This window comes from Evtepia gabavorous (assembly GCF_003425665.1).
Taxonomy (GTDB): domain Bacteria; phylum Bacillota; class Clostridia; order Oscillospirales; family Oscillospiraceae; genus Evtepia; species Evtepia gabavorous.
Genome location: NZ_QQRQ01000027.1, coordinates 1 through 19,179 on the forward strand (window position 1 = coordinate 1; position 19,179 = coordinate 19,179).

A 19,179-nucleotide genomic window follows, 5' to 3' on the forward strand; every position below is an offset into this window, starting at 1 on the left:
TGATAATAAGAGATTATCCTTATAATATATTAAATTTTATCATAGTAAGGCAGAAAAAGCCAGAGCTTTCCAAAAATCTTTCGTTCAAGTCAAATGGCGTTGAATGTGGGAAAGAGCCTCTGAAATATTTTGAAAGACCTCTCTTGCATTTATAAACAACAGTTTGAAAATAGTCTGCTGGAGGATAAAAAGGAGCAGCAGCGAATCCCAATATCACGCTTGCCAATTTGGTTGTTTCCTATTATTATGATATAAAATGATACTATATTATATCAGAGGTGAGCAAGATGGATGCTGAACTGTTTGCAAATATGTTGTCGGACAAAAGTATCTTAGACCTTAAAAAATTGAGATATAGGTACCCGCAAGCTGATATGAAGGAATTTGTTGCGTTACTGGGAAACGGCTTTTACAAGAAGCTGCCACTGAAGGATTTTGATGGTAGAAATTTGGTCTATCTGGAGAGTATAGCCCAGGTCCATCTTACCGCAGTTAAGGTATTGCTGACCCCTCAAAACAGCAAGCAGCTCTACGGCATGAAGGCTATGGAAGAGGAGATCCTTTCCACATTTACTATCGAACAGATTGCTACTACTCGAGACAGTGTCCATAAGATTCTGTCTGGCTATGCCCCTACGACCGAGAGCGAGAATCGCATCTACGGAATGAAAAAGGGCTTGGAGTTTATCGGAGATCCCAGGCACAAGATCAATGAGGAAAATATCCATCAGCTTTATGCGATTGCTATTGGAGCGTTTTTACCAGGAGAGAATCGCCTATTAGCCGGATACAAATATCGCCACGACAGTGTTTACATCGTGGGCAACAAAGTGAAGCATACGGGACTCCCTTGGCAAATGCTGCCAGAATACATGGGGAATCTGGTGTCGTTCATCAATGAAGCATCGACCATAAATGACCTGCTGAAAGCTGCGATCATTCATTTCTATATTGGCTACCTGCACCCTTGGTTTGATGGAAACGGAAGAATGGCACGGTTACTGCATCTGTGGTACCTGGTACAGCAACGGTATTCCTCTGCTCTGTTTGTCCCTCTTTCTGAATATGTGGGAAAAAGCCGCCGGGGTTATTACGATGCCTACACATTGGCAGAACAGAACACCCAGATCAGCGAAATTTTGGATGTGACGCCTTTCTTGGTCTATTTCATTGAAAACGTATACCATAAACTGGTCACCGCGCTGCCCGCGCCCAGTATTACGGACGCCTTTCAGCGCGCGCTGGAGCAAGGCAACGTGACGGAAAAAGAGCAGGCTCTGTGGCATTTTGTCCTTACTGCCTATGGAAGCAGCGAGTTTTCTACCAAGCAGCTGGAGAAAGCCTTCGGGAATGCTGCCTATGCGACGATCCGTGGATTCGTCCTAAAGTTTGAGAAACTGGGATTGCTGCGAGCAGCAAGATATGGCAACAGAATCAAATACCGAATCGAAGTGCGAGAAGCGGAGTGATTTTCTGGAGGCGGCGAAGACCAGGCGTTCAGGGCCTGCTTGATGCATCGTGGGTTGTTGCTAATATTCGACACTTTTGATTTGGAAAGGCCTAACGATTAAAGATCACTGGGGATGTACTTCCTTCTCTTGATACTGACAAAGCCACGGGCCTGGATCACAGCAAGCCCCACTTTTTATGTCGCCGAGTTACTTCATTCATCTGAGGAGAGTGTCAAACGTCTGTGTTTGGAGACAAGAAATGGTTAGTTGCTGCATGGGAAAGAATGTTTAGTGTTTCCAATCAGACAAAAGTTCAGACACGAATGCTTCATTGTCTTTTACCACTTTACTTGTTGGGTTGTAGTCAACGAGGCCTTTTCGCATATAGGTTGCTTCAGGAGCGTTTACAGACTGTCTAATGTATGTGGAGAACATCTTAGTATCGAGTAAATCAGTAAGAAGATTGGCGATGTCTCCAATTTGCTTGCTGATTCTAAATCGAGGGACAAACCGTGTAAACACGAAACCACGGATTTTCAGATTAGGATTAAAATACTGTTTTACACTGGAAATAATATTGCCAAGTTGATGGATTCCGCTGGAGGCATTGAGAGCTGCCATTGTAGGAATGATTACTTCAACTACGCCGGCAATCTCAACGAAAAACAACAGAGGGAGTACCAAAAGGTACTCCCTCTGTGAATACAGTAGAAAACGTCTTTATTATGCGGACGGTTTCCCCGCCGTGTAATAAGGATGTTTAGGCGGAACCGGCGGGTAAGATATCAAATCTATTATATCCCCAAGTGCATATCAAACGATAGGAAGGCAGTTCAGTTGGCAGAGCAGATGATTTGTAACGACCACTGTTTTTTCTGCGCCTCTTCGAGGTGGATAAGACCCACACCGTGATTCACACCTGAAAGAGGCAGAAAGCACCGGAGAGGAAGGTGTACCTTCTCTCCGGTGCTTTTTCCTGTGCTCACATCACTTGTGTTGACTGCTATCTTTTCCACCGCCTGCTCCTGTATCTGCTGGGTGGTGGGTGTTAAGTGTACAGGGTAAACCCAACATCATAATGTCTCAGCGCGGATGAGATCCTCTTGACATCCACTCCATTTTGCAGAGCCACAGTTGCAAAACGTGTCACAAAGTTTAGGTGTAGCAATTATTGACGCTATAACCAGATACCTTTTCCTGACGATACTTTTTCTCCACCCTACAGTCAAAGGCAGCACACAAGCCGTCTGTAATACAAGGCAGGGTTCTTCCTGCTCTATGTCAGCGGTGAGAGCAGCTTTTTTAGAAACATTTTCAAAGCATTATCTCACTGTTCTTGAAAACGCTTGGCTAATTGTGCAAATGATGAATTAGGGAGCACCTGCTTGGACGGGATAAACAAATATCTCCACGGCTTATACCCATTCGCTTTACACCAACGAGTCGAGACATCGCAATATTGAATACCTCGCTTTTTCTTGTCAAGCACATCAGGATCGGTCAGCTTGTTCTCGCCCTTTACTTCCACGAGATAGCAACAGTCTGCTGTCTCTACCACAAAGTCAGGCTCATATCGCTTGCCACGGTTGTATGTAATGTTGAACTCATTAGGTGCAGGACGCAGCCATTTCAACACATCATCGTCCCGATCAAGTAAACGAGCCAGTGTCAGTTCGCTTTCATCAGAATCAAATTTAGCTTCAGGATACACGCCCTTTTTAATTCCCGTGAACAGAACAGATTTGATATGCCCCTCATAATTCTCCTTGAAATCATCATACAGCCCGACTTTTTGCCTGCAATTCAATTTCTGCGGCAGGTTGCTGTATTCGACATCAATGACTTCTTCCTGAAAAAGGCCGTTTTCACAATAGAAGTGCTTCATCATCTGATCGTATATCTTACCCGCAATCTCCCGCCGGTACATCATAACGATATTCTGCATTCCGTTTATACCATAGCCGGTTTCATAGTGGTCGCATACCTGTGTGATGAGCTTAAACAACAATTTCGAGCAGCGCTCATAGTCAATCTCCGGCTTTTTGTGAAGCTCTGTTAGAATCACTTTCTCGGGGTGATAGCCCTCAAAATCAATGGCGTCGCCCTTGATTCGCTCCCGGTCACTCATGTCCTCAAGATTTTGAATCAGCAGCTCGTTTTTGATTGGCATGTGGGTAAACACACTGAGATCAAGATCAAAGTCCACAAAGATATATTCCTCCACCCCTGCGTCCGTTACTCGAATACGGGGAATGGGAATGAACTTTCCAATGATCGTCGTGTAGGTCTGCTCTGCCTCTTCCTCCAACCATGTAAGGAAGGGGTTTTCATTGTTCTTAAAGATCTTTCCCCAATCCTGATTTTCTTCCAGCTTCTGCGTCACTGTCTGTACAATTTTCTTCTTTTCCGGGTGAGCAAGGACAAAAGGTACTTTCCCGTTTTGTGCAATGTAGTTTATCGTTTCCACTTGCAAATAGGCTTTTGCCGTTTGCAGCAGAATGTCGTTTTCTTCGCTTGTTGGCAGTCCCGTTTGCACATAAGCCTGCTCTAATGTCTCATTTTGGTCAATATCCAGTGAGAGCTGAGTATAGACGATTTCCTCTGGTTCGTCCAGTTCTTCCTCTGCCTGAATGACATTACCTGCCTTGAAGATGGAATCGCCTTTTTGCGCTTCAGCCAGTATATCCTGAAACTTATCGTGAGCGGTGAGCATCACTGCGTCCACATCTTTGTCCCCGGTACGCTCTCCATAAGGCAGGCGAAGTCCACGCCCTACCATTTGTTCCCGTAGGATTTTAGAAGCAGCGGTGCGAAGCGGAACAATGGTATAGAGGTTGTTGACATCCCAGCCCTCTTTCAGCATATTGACATGAATGACGATTTCAACGGGATTGTCAGGGCTTTCCACATCCAGCAGCAAACGGGTATTGGCTTCTGTTTCAGCGCCTTTTTGCTTGGAGTGAACGGTGATTGTTTTGTTGCGGTACGCGCCATTTTTGAACTCGTCAGATTTTATGAAATGCTCCACCCATTGTGCATGACGGGTATCTTTGCAAACCACAAGCATAAAGGGCTTTACAAGGGGTTTTTCATAATTTGCCGCATAGACTTCCAACTTTCCCTTTGTCCGCTCGTGGCAGGCGACGCCATCTATTAGCATCAGTTTATCAAGCTTCTCGTCACCGAACTTGTAAAAATCAATGTCGGAGCGCGTCACAGCAAAGGGTGTCCGGGTATAGCCGTCCTCAATGGCCTTGGACAGGGGATATTCGTATACCACATTTTTGAAAGGGACTTGTTTTGCACCTTTTGTTATAAGGGGGAGCCGTCAACGCCAGCCCCAGCAGCGGGTACAGGTCGTTAAGCGCTTGAGCGCCTCTTTCCGCTCGGTAGTGGTGGGACTCGTCCATGATGAGCACCAAGTCGGGCAGGTTAGAAAGGTACCGGTAGAACGAGTCACCCAGCAACTCGTTCACCTTGCGCATATTGGCGCTCTCTTTGTTGAACTTGTCGATATTATAAATGAAAATATGAATATCCGAATCATATAGGGATATACTTTTGTCCCTGTAATCATCATCAGTGATAATCTGCAGCAGTACGGGGAAGCAGCCCAGGCCGCGGAACACATACTTGGGGCTGTTGTTATTGTTCAAGTCTTTTTTCCGCTTGTCATAGATAGTGGTGTTTGGCGCAACAACGAAGAAATTCTTGATATTGTGTTGCGTATACAGGTAAGCGATGAACGCACCCATCAGGCGAGTCTTGCCCACGCCGGTGGCAAGGGTAAAGGTCAGTGACATGAACTCCCGTTCAAAGTCTGAGCAAGTGGGATACATGGCGTGGACGCTGCCCAGTGCTGCTTTCAGGTTCATCCCTTTACGGAGATTGACCGAGGTAACGATTTCCTCCAGAATTCTCAGAGAAGCAGTCTGGGGCTTACGCAACGACATAACACCGCTGATATAGTCGGTGGTGTATAACGGAAAACGCTCACTCATCGTCTTCCACCTCCTCGTCCTCATAGGCCGATGGGTGAGCGATATTCAGGCTGTAATCGTCCTTGCCAAACTCACAGCGGTCAAGGAGCATTTGTGGGATTTTCTTCACCGCAATATTCGTATACGCTTTGTCCAGTCCCTTATCATAGGAACGGCAGGCAATCACCAGACACTCGCCCTCCTCCATACCGCTCTTGATGGCATCCAGATAATCGGCGGTCAAGTGCCGGGTAGTGGTAAAGAGGTCGCTATTCTCATTGCCCAACGCCTGTTTCCAGAAGAAATCGGCACTGGGCTGATAGGTAAAGCCTTCATGTAAGGCTATTGCCGCTGCCAGCGCGTCGGCGCTGTAATCTGGGTTGATAATCGCCTCTCCGAAAGCGACTTCTTTGATGAGCATGGGGGGCCAGCTCATAGAAGTGGAAGCCCAGCATTTATTCTATTGTCAGTGTACTTACCCGCCTCGGACGGTGCCAGAAGTCATCCCGGCAGGCCCGGAAAGGGTAAAATTAAAAAGTATGCCAAAATTAAAAGGTTTACTTATGGATTGGCATGAACTTTTTTCAGTTTACAATAGGTAATTATTGTGCTGGTATAATACTGCATCATCCAATCATACCAGATTTCACGACTGTAGTCAGTCTTTTGATCGGCCTTATTATGTCGTATATTATATTCATTCACAATACCAAAAATGAGACGGTCATGCTCATTCTTAGAAACATCGTATTCTTGATTCAGTGTTTCCTTCAAGTCGTCTCTTACTTTTTCGAGGATATCTGCAAGAATGTTGATAGGTTTTTTCTTAGCTTCCATATCTGTATCAAAACGATAATACATCCTTGAAGCAGATTTTAACTGTTCTAATACATCTTCTGACAATTCGGCTCCGTCATAACTTAATTGTTCTTGAAGAGCTTTGTTGGGCATTTCCATAATAAAGCCATTAGACCGTTCTAAATAGTAACCGTCCTTATAAGATCGCAGTAAATTATTTATTTGTTCTGAAAACAGAGCTTTTTCATCTTTTACGTCAATTTTCCCAGTCGAATAATGGTAAACACCTATGTGCGCATATAACATCTCAATTACAGAAAAGAGGATTTCTTCAGTATAGCTTTCGTAATATTCTATAATAGACTATATATATTTATCCTGCAAACACGCGATAAAAATATATTAGGAGATGGAGCCATCGTTGGTGGTAATATGCAGATAATTTCATGCGTCCATCGATCTTCGTGATTGGCCCCCTTAAACGCAAGTTCAAAGGAACCCTTTCTGTTAAAATAGTGATAACCCTGTATAAATGAATTCAAAAGTTCTTCCAACGACAAAGAGATGGTTTGAGTTATCAATCCTTTTCGTTCTTCATAGTATACACTCACTGTGTTTACCCCCATATAATTCATCTTATAATTAAATCATCTGCCCATTATCATGCAATGCCTGTTCAATAGTATCAGCCAATCGTAATATCTTGCTTTTATGATTTCCAGTATAGTGATACATAAGGTATCTAATGTCTACAACAATGCCCTGAACTCTTTCGTAATTATGATCTCCGACCTTCCAATCACCCTTTGCCTCACCAATATTACCGTATATCGAATCAAAACCGAACACATTTTTGGCGCTGTTGTAAGGCATTAAAAAGGCGTTATAAACCGGCACGTCATCTCCATATTCACGTTTGAATCTTTCTTGTGTATATATGTATTCACCATATGTGATTTGCTTATTTATCGAAGACGATTCGGGCAGATGCATGGGATTACCGGTAATGCCATAACGATAATATTTGGCATCTAACACATATATTTTACCGTTATGCAACATGATAGAATCCGGCTCCAAAGCATAATTCTCTTTTACCTTCCCCTTGAGATACCAGCGTGTCCGCGGGAAAAACTTGTACTTATCTTTTATTCCATACACTCGGTCTATCAGTTTCTCCCATACATATTCAAAAGAATCTGTACCAAAATAAAACTGCTTCAGATTTGTCTGCTCATCAATATACTTCAAGACGGCAATCATCGCCGTAAATAAATGCTTATTTTTATCATTGTTGGTTCTTGCCAACTTATCATTCAACACCGAAAGAAACATTTTGGTGTTCTTTTCGATTGTTGGTTTAGGTGGCAAATCAGGCGTAAATAGCCATCCAAGTTTTTGAAAACTCTCATATACACAATACTTGTGAATTTGTGTTATCAAATTTTTATCGTTGGGCGACGACACTCTTACAGTGTACTCTGTGTACACTGGTGACCCATCAGATTGAATAAGAGGACGCTGTTTTCTGATAGTTTTTGCCCAATCAATACTACCTCGATCGCTCGTCTTAAAAACAGGTTCTTTTTCAGTGTAATAGGAGTTTTGTTCCAGATAATAGTTGATCACCTCCATATAGGCATTGATCGGAAAATCAACCGATTGCGGCGCTTCAAACTTTTTCATTGCAAGCACACGGTCAGACTTATCCGTAAACTCAGCCAATACAGAAATCAAATGCAATATATCTCTGCGGATTTCTTGGTCAGTTTCAGGTAATTGATATCCCACAGGAAAATAGACCATTGCGTTTTCAGAATCCGCCTTTATTCCGACGAAACGGTCTCCTTCATCGTTTTTATTAATATGGCATCTGTCAAGCAATCTTGCGTCTAAATCCACGGTATCACCACCTCATGTTAATCTTCGCCGTTGTTCTGCCCGGTAATAGCATTAAACATTCCTTCTTTGAAAAAGGCAAAACGTTCGTTTCCGGTTTCAGATGTAAATTTTTTTATAACAGCTTCAAGACTCTTGTAAGAGCTTATTTCAAAAATATTTTCACGAGAAAACTTAAACGCATCATCCCACAGATATTTTATGACTTTCTCAGGGAAACGTCTGTTATGATGTTTTGCCACAATTCGAGCCTGTTCACTTGCGTCTACGTCATCTGCAACCGGATCGTACCACAAATCCAGTTTTGAAACAAAATAGGCTCCTAAGCGTTTGTCTTCTGAGGATGTCATTCTTACATTGCCATCTAAAATTTCTTTATTAATAGCACGACAAAAAGCACTCCACGTCACTTCGGTATCTAAAATTTTATCGTTTGCGTAAGGATGATTTTCAAATGAATTCTCAATTAAACGCATATGCCAACGTCTCTGAAAGGCAGTATCTAACGTGAACACATTCTGATCAGACGTGTTCATTGTCCCAACAATAGACATATTAGAGGGAATACGAACTTTATGCTCTGGATCTCCGTAAACTATTGCTGCGACATTCGCATTAGTGATGGAATACTCGCTGGTACCCATAGGGAAACTCGTATCATCAGTTGTCCTATCTAAAAGTTGGAATACCTCACCAAAAATTGCTGGAGCATTTCCACGATTAATTTCTTCGATAATCAGAAAATATTCAATATCTGGATTGTGGTATGCCTTCCAAAGCAATCTGGTAAATGGACCGGGCGTAAATAAATAACGTACTTTGTCATCGGCCGATACTGTCGGCAATATCTGGCCTACAAAGTCGGAATACGTGTAATCCGGATGAAACACAAGGCGCTCCATTCGGTTTTCATCACTACAATATTCATGTTGAATAGTGTAGCTTTTACCAGAACCGGGTACACCATAAAGCAATACATTTGTACCGCCTTTTTTTCTGTCACAGTGATCTAAATCCACACCATCGTGCCCAGTTCCTTCATCAACTCTATCCGGCGTAGTATACCCAAGCAACTGACTTAAATTGTCCATTGTATTATGAATTCTACTTGTATCCATTACAGGCTACCTCCATATAACTTTTCCAAGAAATCAGCTTCAAGAACTTCCGATTTAACTTCCGTGTGTCTACCAGAATCACTGATTGACCATTCAGGGCGTTGAATAACATGAAGTAGTCCAGCAAATTCAAAATACTGAGGTATATATTGATGCCCTTTTGGCTTCTCTATTACATTTCTCATAGTGAAGTCATATTCACCATTACGATATCTGGTGATATAATCATCCAGAGCGGCCTCTTCGACATCACAATCATCATGTCGAATACAAGTGTTTAACAGATACCATTCCCATTTATCCATACGCCCGTATTTGTTCAATGCTCTCAGCGTCGCTCTTAATGGATGTAATTTGCTTCCATCACTGTTTTTGAAGTAGTAAAAGCGTAATGCATCGCAATAAGCTTCCTCATATAATTTCTTGATTTCTGCATAGATCTTTTCTTTTACATCATCTTCGTAATTGTCAGCAAACCCCACCTGTTCTTCCAGCTTAGCTGCTTGGTAGACCAGTTTTCCTCTGTCCGTCAAAAGGTTTTGTATGTCCATCTCATTTCGACTGCTAAAGGAATCTTCATTTAAAAAGCCGAAATTTACGCAAACACGTTTTACTGTTCGTACTGCACCTGAAGATGATATTTGCATTTGCTCCGCTAAACGATCTTGTATTCCGTTTCCCCAAGACGAATGATCCGTGAACGAGGAATCTGACAAGCAATCGATCATGATTCGGAACTGCCTATGCAAATCTGGCCCAATATTTCGACCGGTATAGTCCCAGCCACGAAGATCCATAGTCCATTCCTCCTTTTCATTACTTCTTTTTTAATACCAATATTTCATCGTATTTGATGATGCCGCCACGGTTACCTCGTGGAAGATGAAGATATCTATCACGAATAACATATTTGAAACTAAGCTCAAATATATATCCATTTTTCTCTGCAATCTCGGCCAAAACTTTTGCCGTAGGAATACTCTGCCCACGAATATTACTATCTCCGACCACGATTACATACCGTCCGTTCTGTTTCAATTCTTCACGTACAGCAATCATATTTTTTGCCATATCCTCGAAGTAGGTATTTACAATGGCTGCACGTTTTGCATCAACTTCAGTGATTTTTTCCACAATCGGGACAACTGTTTCTGATTGCGAAGCATAGCGGTATTTATCGTAAAAAGATTTTGAAATTTCTGTCCCAATATACGACTGCTTGCTTTTTTTCAATTCTTCATTCGATGCCAAACCAAGCCACATATCTTCAAAACGCAAACTACGCACATAGTCATAAGCATTAATATATGGCGGAGATGTTACTGCCAAATCGATAGTGTTTTCTGCATTAATTGTTCTGGCATTATTGCTCTCTAAAATAGTGCTATTACAATGGAGTGGTGCAACGGCCTCAGAAAATCCAATAATAGCCTCTCTATACATATTCTCTACTTTAAAGAACAGCTCTGAAGGGTCAGCAGGTGTCTTGGGGTACTTTGTGGATATATACGGTTTTGGAGAAACCTCATCAGCATTCGAAACCTTTCGAATAATCCCAGAAAGGACAACATATAAATAATCCTTGACATTCTGGTTGTCTGCTGCAAGTTTATCGATTGTATACTTAAAGAACGAAAGCCACAGAATTGATTTATCACAAAACCATTTCTCGATATTAGGAATACCGGGAATCGGATACTGAAAACTCTCGTCGGGAGACATCTCCTTTATTTTCCTTACAACCTCATCGAGAAAATCAATATCCTCCTTGGAGTAAACTGTAGTTTTTACTTTGATGAGCAATCGGGCAAATGGGTCAATATCAATTGACATAGCATTTCTGCCCAAAAGCATCGCTTCTATCGCAGTAGTTCCTGATCCACAAAACGGGTCCAGCACAGTTTCTCCAGCCTTTGAATATGCGTTAATTGCAAAACGGGGCACGGCAGAAATATACCTTGTCGGGTATTTATTAAACAACCTATTGGTTGAGGCTACAATTTTAGTCTTGTCGGGGATGATTTCATATATCTGATCCTGAATCGGATTGATTGGAAAATCATCCAATTTAATTACTTCCATTCTGGAAACCTCATTTCTCTAATTTCACTATGCTCTCACGCAAGTATTTTCGTACACGTTCAGTTTTTTTATATTGCTGTGAGCTTGTGATAATAAGCCTTTCCACTGCGATTTCCTGAACTTTAAATCCAATTTTTTCAGCAATCATTGCCAAAAACACATCTGTCGGAATCACAATGCCAGCATACGCAGAATTGCTAACAACAATTGCACAATGTCCGCCACTCTTCAGAGAATCATATATCTGTCGAAGTGCTTCCTCCATGTCTGCAAAATAGCCGTTAAGCATATCCGGTATTTTGTTTGTCCAAAGCTTCTGCTGACGCAACAACGGAATTATTTGATCGTTCAGCTCTGGCAAATTAAAACTGGTATAGCGTTCCGGCCACGTAGCATGGCAATGTGATCTCAAAGATTTCATACGGATATTTTTTTGATCACTTGTGGAGTTTACAAAACCCGCAAACCAAAGCTCCAAATAATAAATCTTCGTATAGTCAAAGCAATTTGCATACGGCGGCGAAAAAAGAACTAAATCTACGGTGTTCTTCGCCACATTTTTTTCCATCGTTGTAACGCTTTCCACATACACTTGTGGAATTGGGCCGTTATCTTCAAGCGAAAAATCCTCAATCATAGAAGCCGCTTTCTTCGAAATACACTCCATTGCGAACTTGAATGCACAGCCCTTATCATAAGTTGGTGGACGTCTCTTTATTTTTAATCCATTACCTGCTTTTCTGTATAGTGCACACTCTTCAAGTGTGCAAATCCAAGCAAAAAACAATAATTCCTTCGGCTTACTCTCTGGTAATTCATTGATGTACTTTCTTATATTGAGCTGTGCCAACAACATTTCAGACTCAAATATACGACGCAAATACTCATTTTCAGGAAGCTCAATATTGATTGCAATCTCAATAGTCGATAGCTCCTGTAGGAGTTTTTCGAATTCCTCCATATTATCTTTGCTATAATTCTCAGTTTTGACCTTTGTAATAAATGCTGCAAAAGGATTAACTTCAAAACCAATAGACTTCATTCCTTTGGCCTTTGCGACAGCAACAGTAGTTCCGGCTCCACAGAATGGATCACAGACAACGGAAGACTTGTTCAGTTTGTATTCATTGAAGATTTTCTCAACCAGAATAGGAGAGAATCCTTCCTTATAATTAAACCATCTATGTCGAGCATACTTAGCGCTGTAAACAAAGTTACAATCAACATTTGTGTACGTAGCACTATTCAACTCGTTGTTCGTTACATTATATTTGGCGTCAAGAGCAGCATAAAAATTTGGCAAGCTATTGTAGTCCATGTAGTTTTAACCTCATTTCTAATTAATTGCGCTCTTTCCACTTTTGACCCATTCATCCAACTCGGAACGCTTAAATTTCCACAGCTTTCCAACCTTGTGTGCTGGGACCATTTCTTTTTTTATCCAGTTACGAATCGTAACTGTCTTTATGCCTAAATACTCTGCGGCTTCATCAATGCTAATATAGTTATCATTTTCATTTTTAGTCATTCTGAACACCTCGCTAAATGTCATTGCTATAAAAATTCATTCTGTATTATACCACAGCAGCGTCGGATTTTTAAGATATTTGCTGATATTTGTTTATATTTAACTCTGGTTTCATCATATTTTATTAGCTTTCACCTTTTTTCGATGGTTTCTCTGAGCTGTTGCGTTTCTGCAATTAGCGCAACAGTATTTTTTTCGACCGTTTGTAGTTTTAACAACAAAACGATTATTGCATGCTGGATTTTCGCACTTGCGATAAACATCTGTGCCGGGACGTAAGTAGAACACAGAAAAATACAAAGCAGAAATCAAATTTGGAGCTCTCCAAGTAGGACCCATTTTTAGAACGCTGTATTTCGGTGAAATACCAGAAAGATTATGGTTCATTTCTTCGTTTAAAACAATTTTAGCAACTGTAACGGCACTATTTTTCATTTTTTCATCTAACAGTGTAGTTTGAGGAACGTCTGAATAATATTCAATGCCTTTCTCAAAAGACACACCTCCAATAACACCAATGTCCCTCATAAAATGAAACAGGAAATCTATTACATATCGTCTATTCTTGGAGAGATTTGCGCCATTACGGTATAGATATACGATAGCTTTATATCGCATATCTAAATACCCCGGATATCGATTTTCATATATATTTTCTGAAACGACATCGTTATATTCTTCAATATCCAATTCATATGAGCCATAGATAGAATCACGAATTGTATACGTATCCTTTTGAAAGGCCTCCTGCTGTCCATCAATTTCTGTCAGCTGTGAGGCTTTATCTATTTCATTGGACAAAAAATGTTTATAAGAAACATATAGCCGTGGCAAAGTCGACAATTCAATAGATATTTTCTGACTTAAATGTAAATACAAAGTTAGCGAAATCATTCTTTCATAATCAATTTCTGGAGATTCAATTTTATTCATGAATGCGACAGTTGCCTTCAGTCTATTAATAATCTCGATCACGTCTTCGAAATATAATGACTCAAAATTTGCATCCCCAACCTTAAAGAAGGAACCATTTGTTTCAAAAAAGCAAACCATCGCTTGGATGTCATTATCTGGTAGCGACATAAGTTCTTTCAAAAGGAATATGTCCTTGACCCAATTAGCAAGACAACCCGCAAGAACCGCGGGGAGCTTCCGCAGTATTTCGTAGAAAGTACGCACGAGGCTATCATACCGATGGAGACCTATCAAGCAGTGCAGGCCGAAATTGCACGGCGACGGGAGCTCGGTGTTTTTGCAAGCTGGGGCATCAACACCAGCTGCTTTACATCAAAAATCAAATGTGGTCTCTGCAGTGCCAGTTTTGTACGCAACACCCGGAATAATTGGGCCAAGACCAGCCAGCTTGGGGAGCGTTACACTTTCTACGGCTGCGGCACAAACAAACGTAAAGGAGCACACTGTTCCTCCGGCACAATACGCGAGGAGGTTCTGAAAGAAGAATGCGCCAAAGTGCTCGGCCTGCCGGAATTTGATGAGGAGACTTTCTCGGAATGGGTCAAAAAGATTACGATTCCAGCTCCTGGTATTATGATCTTCGACTTTACTGATGGAACCTCACTTGAGCATCACTGGAGCCGGAATGCAAAAAAGGACAGCTGGACAGCAGAACGGCGAAAAGCGGTCAGCGAATACCGGCGCAGTCGGGAACCCGGATGGAAGTGCTATAACACCTTCACCCACTTCATCAAATGCGGGCACTGCGGAGCGAACTATCGTGTCCAGACTCACAAGCGTGTGGACGGGACAATTGTACGTTCTTGGTACTGCTCGTCGCCAACAGCGGCGGGCTGCTTCAAAGTCGGCATCCGAGAAGTTACACTCAAGACGCTCATTGCTGACGTAATGGGCCTACCGGATTTTGACGAGGAGCTTTTCAATCAGCAGCTGGCTTACGCAACGGTGCCCGCAGACAATGAGATTGTCTTTCACTTTCGTGACGGACACGAGGCTTCCCGAATCTTCGTCCAGAAGCGCCAGATGCCACGCCAGACTGAGGAACGGAAGAAGCACATGAGCGAGGTCATAAAAGCGAAATGGAGGGAACGCCATGCCAAAAACGACTAAGAAGATTACCACGATTCCGGCAACGCTGACCAGATTTACAGCAACGCCAATCAACCAGCAGAAAAAGCGCCGTGTGGCTGGATATGCCCGTGTTTCCACAGACCACGATGACCAGTTCAGCAGCTACGCTGCGCAAGTTGATTATTACACCAACTACATTAAAGGTCGTGACGATTGGGAGTTTGTTGAGGTCTACACCGACGATGGAATCACGGGGACAACGGTCAACCGCCCCGCGTTCCAACGGACCATGCAAATGATCCTCTGCGGAGAGGTAAATAGTCTTATTGTCACAGAGTTGAGCCGCCTGTCCCGCAACCAGTCCTTTGCTAACAATTTGATAGAAGTGACGCTGCCCTCGTTCAAAGTGCGGCTGTTCTCTCTCAGCGAGGGCTATGACAACGCGACCAACACACCGGCTGACGAGAATTTGGCCATGTTCTTCAACCTGTTCAACGAGTATTTTCCCCGCATGACCAGCCAGAAAATCAACACGGTGATCCAGATGAAAGCAGAAGTCGGTACCCGGATCGCCTCCATCCCGCCCTATGGGTATCAGAAGGATCCGGAGGACAAGTATAAATTTCCCACCGCGTATTTTTTGTTCAAACAGGGGATTTCCTTATCCTTTCCTTAGAAACACCCGGTATCCTGGTCTCATCCATTACAAAGGAGTGTTTTCTATGACCGAATCCCTTCGCCCCGCCGCTGCCCGGCGGGGCCTGACCGACACCGCCCTCAAGGGCATCGCCGTGGTGAGCATGGTGCTGGACCACATCTATTACTTCTTCGGCTATACCGGCTGCATCCCCACCTGGTGCAGCATGGTCGGCCGCCTGGCCGCGCCCCTGTTCCTGTTCTGCCTGGTGGAGGGCTTTGTCCACACCAGCAACCGGAAAAAGTATTTCTTCCGGGTCTGGGTTCTCGCCGCCCCCATGGGACTGCTCCTGTTTTTCATGCGGTACGGCGGCTGGTTCACCCGGCCGGACGGCTTTTACCCGGAAAACTCCATGCTGTCCACCTTTGTCCTGCTGCTGCTCTTTTACCAGGGCTTTGAGTGGATCGCCAGCCGGCGGGCTTCCAAGGTGGTTTTGGGCCTGGCTCTGGTGGTGTTTCTGGTGCTCTGGCCCCAGTTGGCCGGACGGTGCACCCTCCTGTTTCCCCAAACGGCCACCGTGTTCGGGGTGTTGGGCTACGCGGTGCTACCCATGATGAACTTCACCGGGGACCTGAGTCTGCCCGTTATTCTGGTGGGCCTGGCCCTCTACTTCGCCAAGAGAAGCCGCATCGCCCAGGTGATCGCCCTCAATGTGGTCTCCTTCGGCTGGCACTTTGTCCTGGTCTATCTTCAGGTCCGCACCTGGCCGGATTTTCAGATGGTTCAAATGTTCACCACCTACTACGAATGGATGGGGGGCCTCTTGGCCACACCCCTGCTGCTGTGTTATAATGGACAGCGCGGCGCGGGGTACCGCCGGTTCTTTTATGCTTTCTACCCCGCCCATATCTACATCCTGTACGCCCTGTCCTGGCTCCTTCTCCTGGCCATGGGCTGAAGAAAGGAGGGTCCATTATGGCCCACATCTTAGTGGTGGACGACGATGCCGACCTGCGCCAGCTGCTCCTCACCGCCCTGGAGCGGGACGGGCACCAGGTCACTGCCCTGGACCGGGGCAGCGCCGTCACCGAGGCCCATTGCCGCTGGGCCCACTGTATTCTGCTGGACGTGATGATGCCCGGGGAGGACGGCTTTGCCACCTGCCAGCGGGTCCGTGCCCTGGCAGACTGTCCCATTCTCTTCCTCACCGCCAAAACCGAGGAGGCCGACGTCATCCAGGGACTGGGCCTGGGCGGCGATGACTACCTCACCAAGCCCTTTCGCCTGGGGGAGCTCCGGGCCCGGGTCGCGGCCCACCTGCGCCGGCAGCACCGTACCCCCCAGCACCGGTTCCGCCGGGGCGGCCTGGATTTTGACCTGGGGGAGAAGGCGGTTTACTGGGGAGAGCAGCCGGTGAAGCTCACCCGGGGGGAGTACGCCATCTGCGAATACCTGGCCCTGCACAGCGGCCAGACCTTCTCCAAGGAACAGATCTACGAGGCGGTCTTCGGCTTTGACGCCCCCGGGGACCAAGCCGCTGTCACCGAACACATCAAAAATATCCGAGCCAAGCTCCGCGCCCTGGACTGCCATCCCATCGACACCGTCTGGGGCGTGGGGTACCGGTGGAAGCGAGACCTGCCATGAAGGGGAAACAGCGCAGTCTCAATGGTCTGTTCTGGCGGTATCTGCTCAGCACCATGGCCCTGCTGGCCGGGGTGCTCCTGGCACTTTGGTTCGTCCTGCTCCAGCTGATCCGCATGGGGGCAGTTCTCCCGGCGGACACCGGCGCCCGGAATCTGGAGCGGACCACCGTCCTCCTCCAGGCCCAGGAGACCTTTGACCCCGGGGAAATCCCATTCTACTATCGCTGGGCGCTGGCGGACAGTAGCGGCATCCTGGAGAGCAACCTGTCCCCGAAAGAGGAGACCTGGGCCCAGAAGGTCCTCGCCGGCGAGGTCTCACGCCACGGATTTCTCTACACAAAATACTACTGGTCGGTTCCACTGTCCGGTGGGCGGGTCTGTCTGCTCCAGTATGACTACGCGGTCTGCTACGCCAATCCCACCCTCCAGGAGAGGCTGCCGGATTTCCAGCTCCTGTTCTTCCTGGTCTGCCTGGGGTGCCTCGTGCTGGTGGCTCTCTGGCGGACCCATCACTATACCAAGGGTCTGCGCCGGGACGCCCAGGCCATCACCCTGGCCTGCAACGGGGTCGCCCAGCAGACACTGGACACCCCCTTCCCCGCCCAGGCGCAGGTCCGGGAACTCCAGGCCGCCCTCACCGCCCTGGACACCCTGCGCCGGGAGCTGGCCGCCTCCCTCCAGGACCAGTGGGCAGGGGAGCAGCAGAAGCAGGCCCTGCTGGCCGCCCTGGCCCATGATCTGAAAACGCCCCTCACCATCATCAGCGGCAATGCGGAGCTGCTGGACGAGGACAACCTCCCCCCGGCCCAGCAGGCCTGTGTCCAGGCCATCCTCCGGGGGGCCCGCAGCGCTGAGGACTACGTCACCCACCTCCAGGCCATCACCACGGGGCTTCCCCCGGCTGCCTCTGCCCAGACGGTCTCCTGTGCCGATCTGGCCCAGGCCTGCGCCGCTTTGGGCCGGGACCTGACCGCCCCCAAGGGGATCACGTTCTCCTGGCAGACCGACCCCCATCCCCTGCCGGACCGGGCACTCTCCCTGGACCGGACCGCCTTTCTGCGGGCAGCGGAAAACCTGCTCAGCAACGGCGTCCGCTATACCCCCGCCGGGCAGACCTTGGACTGCGGCCTGCGCCTGACCGCCCAGCGGCTGTTTCTCTGGGTTCAGGACAGCGGGCCCGGCTTCTCCCCCGAGGCACTGGCCAAGGCCGGCAAGCTCTTCTACACCGAGGAGCCCAGCCGCCCCCAGGGCGGGCATCTGGGGATGGGCCTCTATTCCGCCGCCCAGACCGCCCGGGCCCACGGCGGCGGACTATGCCTGGAAAACACCTCCCGTGGGGGCCGGGCCACCCTGTGGATTTCTATTTCATAATATTTCCGCAATTTTTCCAAAAGCCGTTGCGTTTTTGGAAAAACTTTCGTCTTATGGAGTGGACGCAGTCCAACACAGATTCCAATGAGACGGAGGCTGACTATGCCATGAACTGGTGGAAACCTGCCTTGGGCGGCCTGCTGGCCGCCGGGTCTCTGGTTCCTATCCTGGCCCGGCGGGCCCCAGGCCGGAAACAGGACGCCCGTCCTGTCACCCGGGCGCGGCTGACCAAACTCCTGCTTAAGGCCGCCCATTTGTCCCCGGACAGCGAGGCGGTCCAGTGGATGAGCGCACACTGCACGGCCCAGCCCCTGGTTTGGGGGGACCTGGCCGCGCACTGGCTGCGGAAAGAGGGCTGGCTGCACAGCGCCCTCTGCGCCGGCCTGCTCCTGCCGGAGGACCGTCCCGCCGGGCAGTTTTGTCCCGACGCCCCCCTGCCCCGTTGGGAAGGGGCCCGCATGGCGGTCCGAGCCTTGGGGCTGGGGTTTCCCGCTGCCCAGGCGGCGACCTGTTCTCCGGGCTTTTCAGATCAGGCACAGTTTCCCGCCGGCACGGCGGGGTACGCCCTGACAGCTGTTCAGACGGGGATTCTCCCAGGCCACACCGGCGGCCGCTTCCATCCC

General features: G+C 46.6%; 19 protein-coding genes and 1 pseudogene. 7 read left to right on the forward strand and 13 right to left on the reverse strand.

The window, feature by feature from the left end:
- Positions 1-287 precede the first annotated feature (287 nt).
- On the forward strand, positions 288-1,469 hold the full coding sequence (locus DV520_RS10660) for a Fic family protein (RefSeq protein ID WP_117142753.1): 1,182 nt from the start codon (positions 288-290) through the stop codon (positions 1,467-1,469).
- 270 nt (positions 1,470-1,739) lie between these two features.
- Here DV520_RS10660 and DV520_RS10665 read toward each other — a convergent pair whose 3' ends face one another.
- The 13 genes and pseudogenes from DV520_RS10665 to DV520_RS12190 all read right to left on the reverse strand — a co-directional run bounded on the left by DV520_RS10665 (position 1,740) and on the right by DV520_RS12190 (position 13,951).
- On the reverse strand, positions 1,740-2,135 hold the full coding sequence (locus tag DV520_RS10665; protein ID WP_117142755.1) for a ParA family protein: 396 nt from the start codon (positions 2,133-2,135) through the stop codon (positions 1,740-1,742).
- Positions 2,136-2,467: 332 nt separating this feature from the next.
- Positions 2,468-2,592, reverse strand: a pseudogene (locus DV520_RS12780) (tyrosine-type recombinase/integrase); the annotation flags it as partial.
- A 186-nt stretch (positions 2,593-2,778) separates the two neighbouring features.
- Positions 2,779-4,668, reverse strand: a complete 1,890-nt coding sequence (locus DV520_RS10670) for a P-loop NTPase family protein (protein ID WP_242984691.1) — start codon at positions 4,666-4,668, stop codon at positions 2,779-2,781.
- Between the two features lie 28 nt (positions 4,669-4,696).
- Positions 4,697-5,452 carry a DEAD/DEAH box helicase family protein gene (locus DV520_RS12600; RefSeq protein WP_242984692.1) on the reverse strand — a complete coding sequence of 252 codons (756 nt, stop codon included), beginning with the start codon at positions 5,450-5,452 and terminating at the stop codon, positions 4,697-4,699.
- Positions 5,445-5,852, reverse strand: coding sequence for a hypothetical protein (locus DV520_RS10675; protein WP_117142757.1), 408 nt, complete (start codon positions 5,850-5,852; stop codon positions 5,445-5,447). Before DV520_RS10675 ends, DV520_RS12600 begins: the two co-directional genes overlap by 8 nt.
- A gap of 140 nt (positions 5,853-5,992) precedes the next feature.
- Positions 5,993-6,535, reverse strand: a complete 543-nt coding sequence (locus DV520_RS12605; RefSeq protein WP_242984693.1) for a hypothetical protein — start codon at positions 6,533-6,535, stop codon at positions 5,993-5,995.
- Between the two features lie 336 nt (positions 6,536-6,871).
- On the reverse strand, positions 6,872-8,131 hold the full coding sequence (locus DV520_RS10685; RefSeq protein ID WP_117142759.1) for an LlaJI family restriction endonuclease: 1,260 nt from the start codon (positions 8,129-8,131) through the stop codon (positions 6,872-6,874).
- A 17-nt stretch (positions 8,132-8,148) separates the two neighbouring features.
- Positions 8,149-9,246 (reverse strand): McrB family protein, encoded by a 1,098-nt coding sequence (locus tag DV520_RS10690; protein ID WP_117142761.1) that lies wholly within the window; start codon positions 9,244-9,246, stop codon positions 8,149-8,151.
- Complete coding sequence (locus DV520_RS10695; RefSeq protein WP_117142763.1) at positions 9,246-10,043, reverse strand: hypothetical protein; 798 nt, start codon at positions 10,041-10,043, stop codon at positions 9,246-9,248. Before DV520_RS10695 ends, DV520_RS10690 begins: the two co-directional genes overlap by 1 nt.
- A gap of 19 nt (positions 10,044-10,062) precedes the next feature.
- Positions 10,063-11,328: a DNA methyltransferase gene (locus DV520_RS10700; RefSeq protein ID WP_117142765.1), complete on the reverse strand. Its 1,266-nt coding sequence runs from the start codon at positions 11,326-11,328 to the stop codon at positions 10,063-10,065.
- 10 nt (positions 11,329-11,338) lie between these two features.
- Positions 11,339-12,646: a DNA methyltransferase gene (locus tag DV520_RS10705; RefSeq protein WP_021918713.1), complete on the reverse strand. Its 1,308-nt coding sequence runs from the start codon at positions 12,644-12,646 to the stop codon at positions 11,339-11,341.
- An 18-nt stretch (positions 12,647-12,664) separates the two neighbouring features.
- Positions 12,665-12,856, reverse strand: coding sequence for a helix-turn-helix domain-containing protein (locus DV520_RS10710; RefSeq protein ID WP_021918714.1), 192 nt, complete (start codon positions 12,854-12,856; stop codon positions 12,665-12,667).
- 114 nt (positions 12,857-12,970) lie between these two features.
- Positions 12,971-13,951 carry a CGNR zinc finger domain-containing protein gene (locus tag DV520_RS12190; protein ID WP_133308860.1) on the reverse strand — a complete coding sequence of 327 codons (981 nt, stop codon included), beginning with the start codon at positions 13,949-13,951 and terminating at the stop codon, positions 12,971-12,973.
- Positions 13,952-14,050: 99 nt separating this feature from the next.
- On the opposite strand from DV520_RS12190, the gene DV520_RS10715 reads away from it, so the two are divergent.
- The 6 genes from DV520_RS10715 to DV520_RS10740 all read left to right on the forward strand — a co-directional run.
- The gene (locus tag DV520_RS10715) at positions 14,051-14,941 is read left to right on the forward strand and encodes a recombinase zinc ribbon domain-containing protein (RefSeq protein WP_117142767.1); all 891 of its coding nucleotides are present in this window, start codon (positions 14,051-14,053) and stop codon (positions 14,939-14,941) included.
- Positions 14,925-15,578, forward strand: coding sequence for a recombinase family protein (locus DV520_RS10720; RefSeq protein ID WP_117142769.1), 654 nt, complete (start codon positions 14,925-14,927; stop codon positions 15,576-15,578). The genes DV520_RS10715 and DV520_RS10720 overlap by 17 nt, the downstream gene beginning before the upstream one ends.
- A 46-nt stretch (positions 15,579-15,624) precedes the next feature.
- Positions 15,625-16,497 carry a TraX family protein gene (locus tag DV520_RS10725; protein ID WP_117142771.1) on the forward strand — a complete coding sequence of 291 codons (873 nt, stop codon included), beginning with the start codon at positions 15,625-15,627 and terminating at the stop codon, positions 16,495-16,497.
- Between the two features lie 17 nt (positions 16,498-16,514).
- Positions 16,515-17,186: a response regulator transcription factor gene (locus tag DV520_RS10730; RefSeq protein ID WP_021918863.1), complete on the forward strand. Its 672-nt coding sequence runs from the start codon at positions 16,515-16,517 to the stop codon at positions 17,184-17,186.
- Positions 17,183-18,556, forward strand: coding sequence for a sensor histidine kinase (locus tag DV520_RS10735; protein WP_117142773.1), 1,374 nt, complete (start codon positions 17,183-17,185; stop codon positions 18,554-18,556). The genes DV520_RS10730 and DV520_RS10735 overlap by 4 nt, the downstream gene beginning before the upstream one ends.
- Before the next feature lie 53 nt (positions 18,557-18,609).
- Positions 18,610-19,179 (forward strand): hypothetical protein (locus DV520_RS10740; RefSeq protein WP_205727610.1); only part of this gene is annotated, 570 nt, incomplete at its 3' end.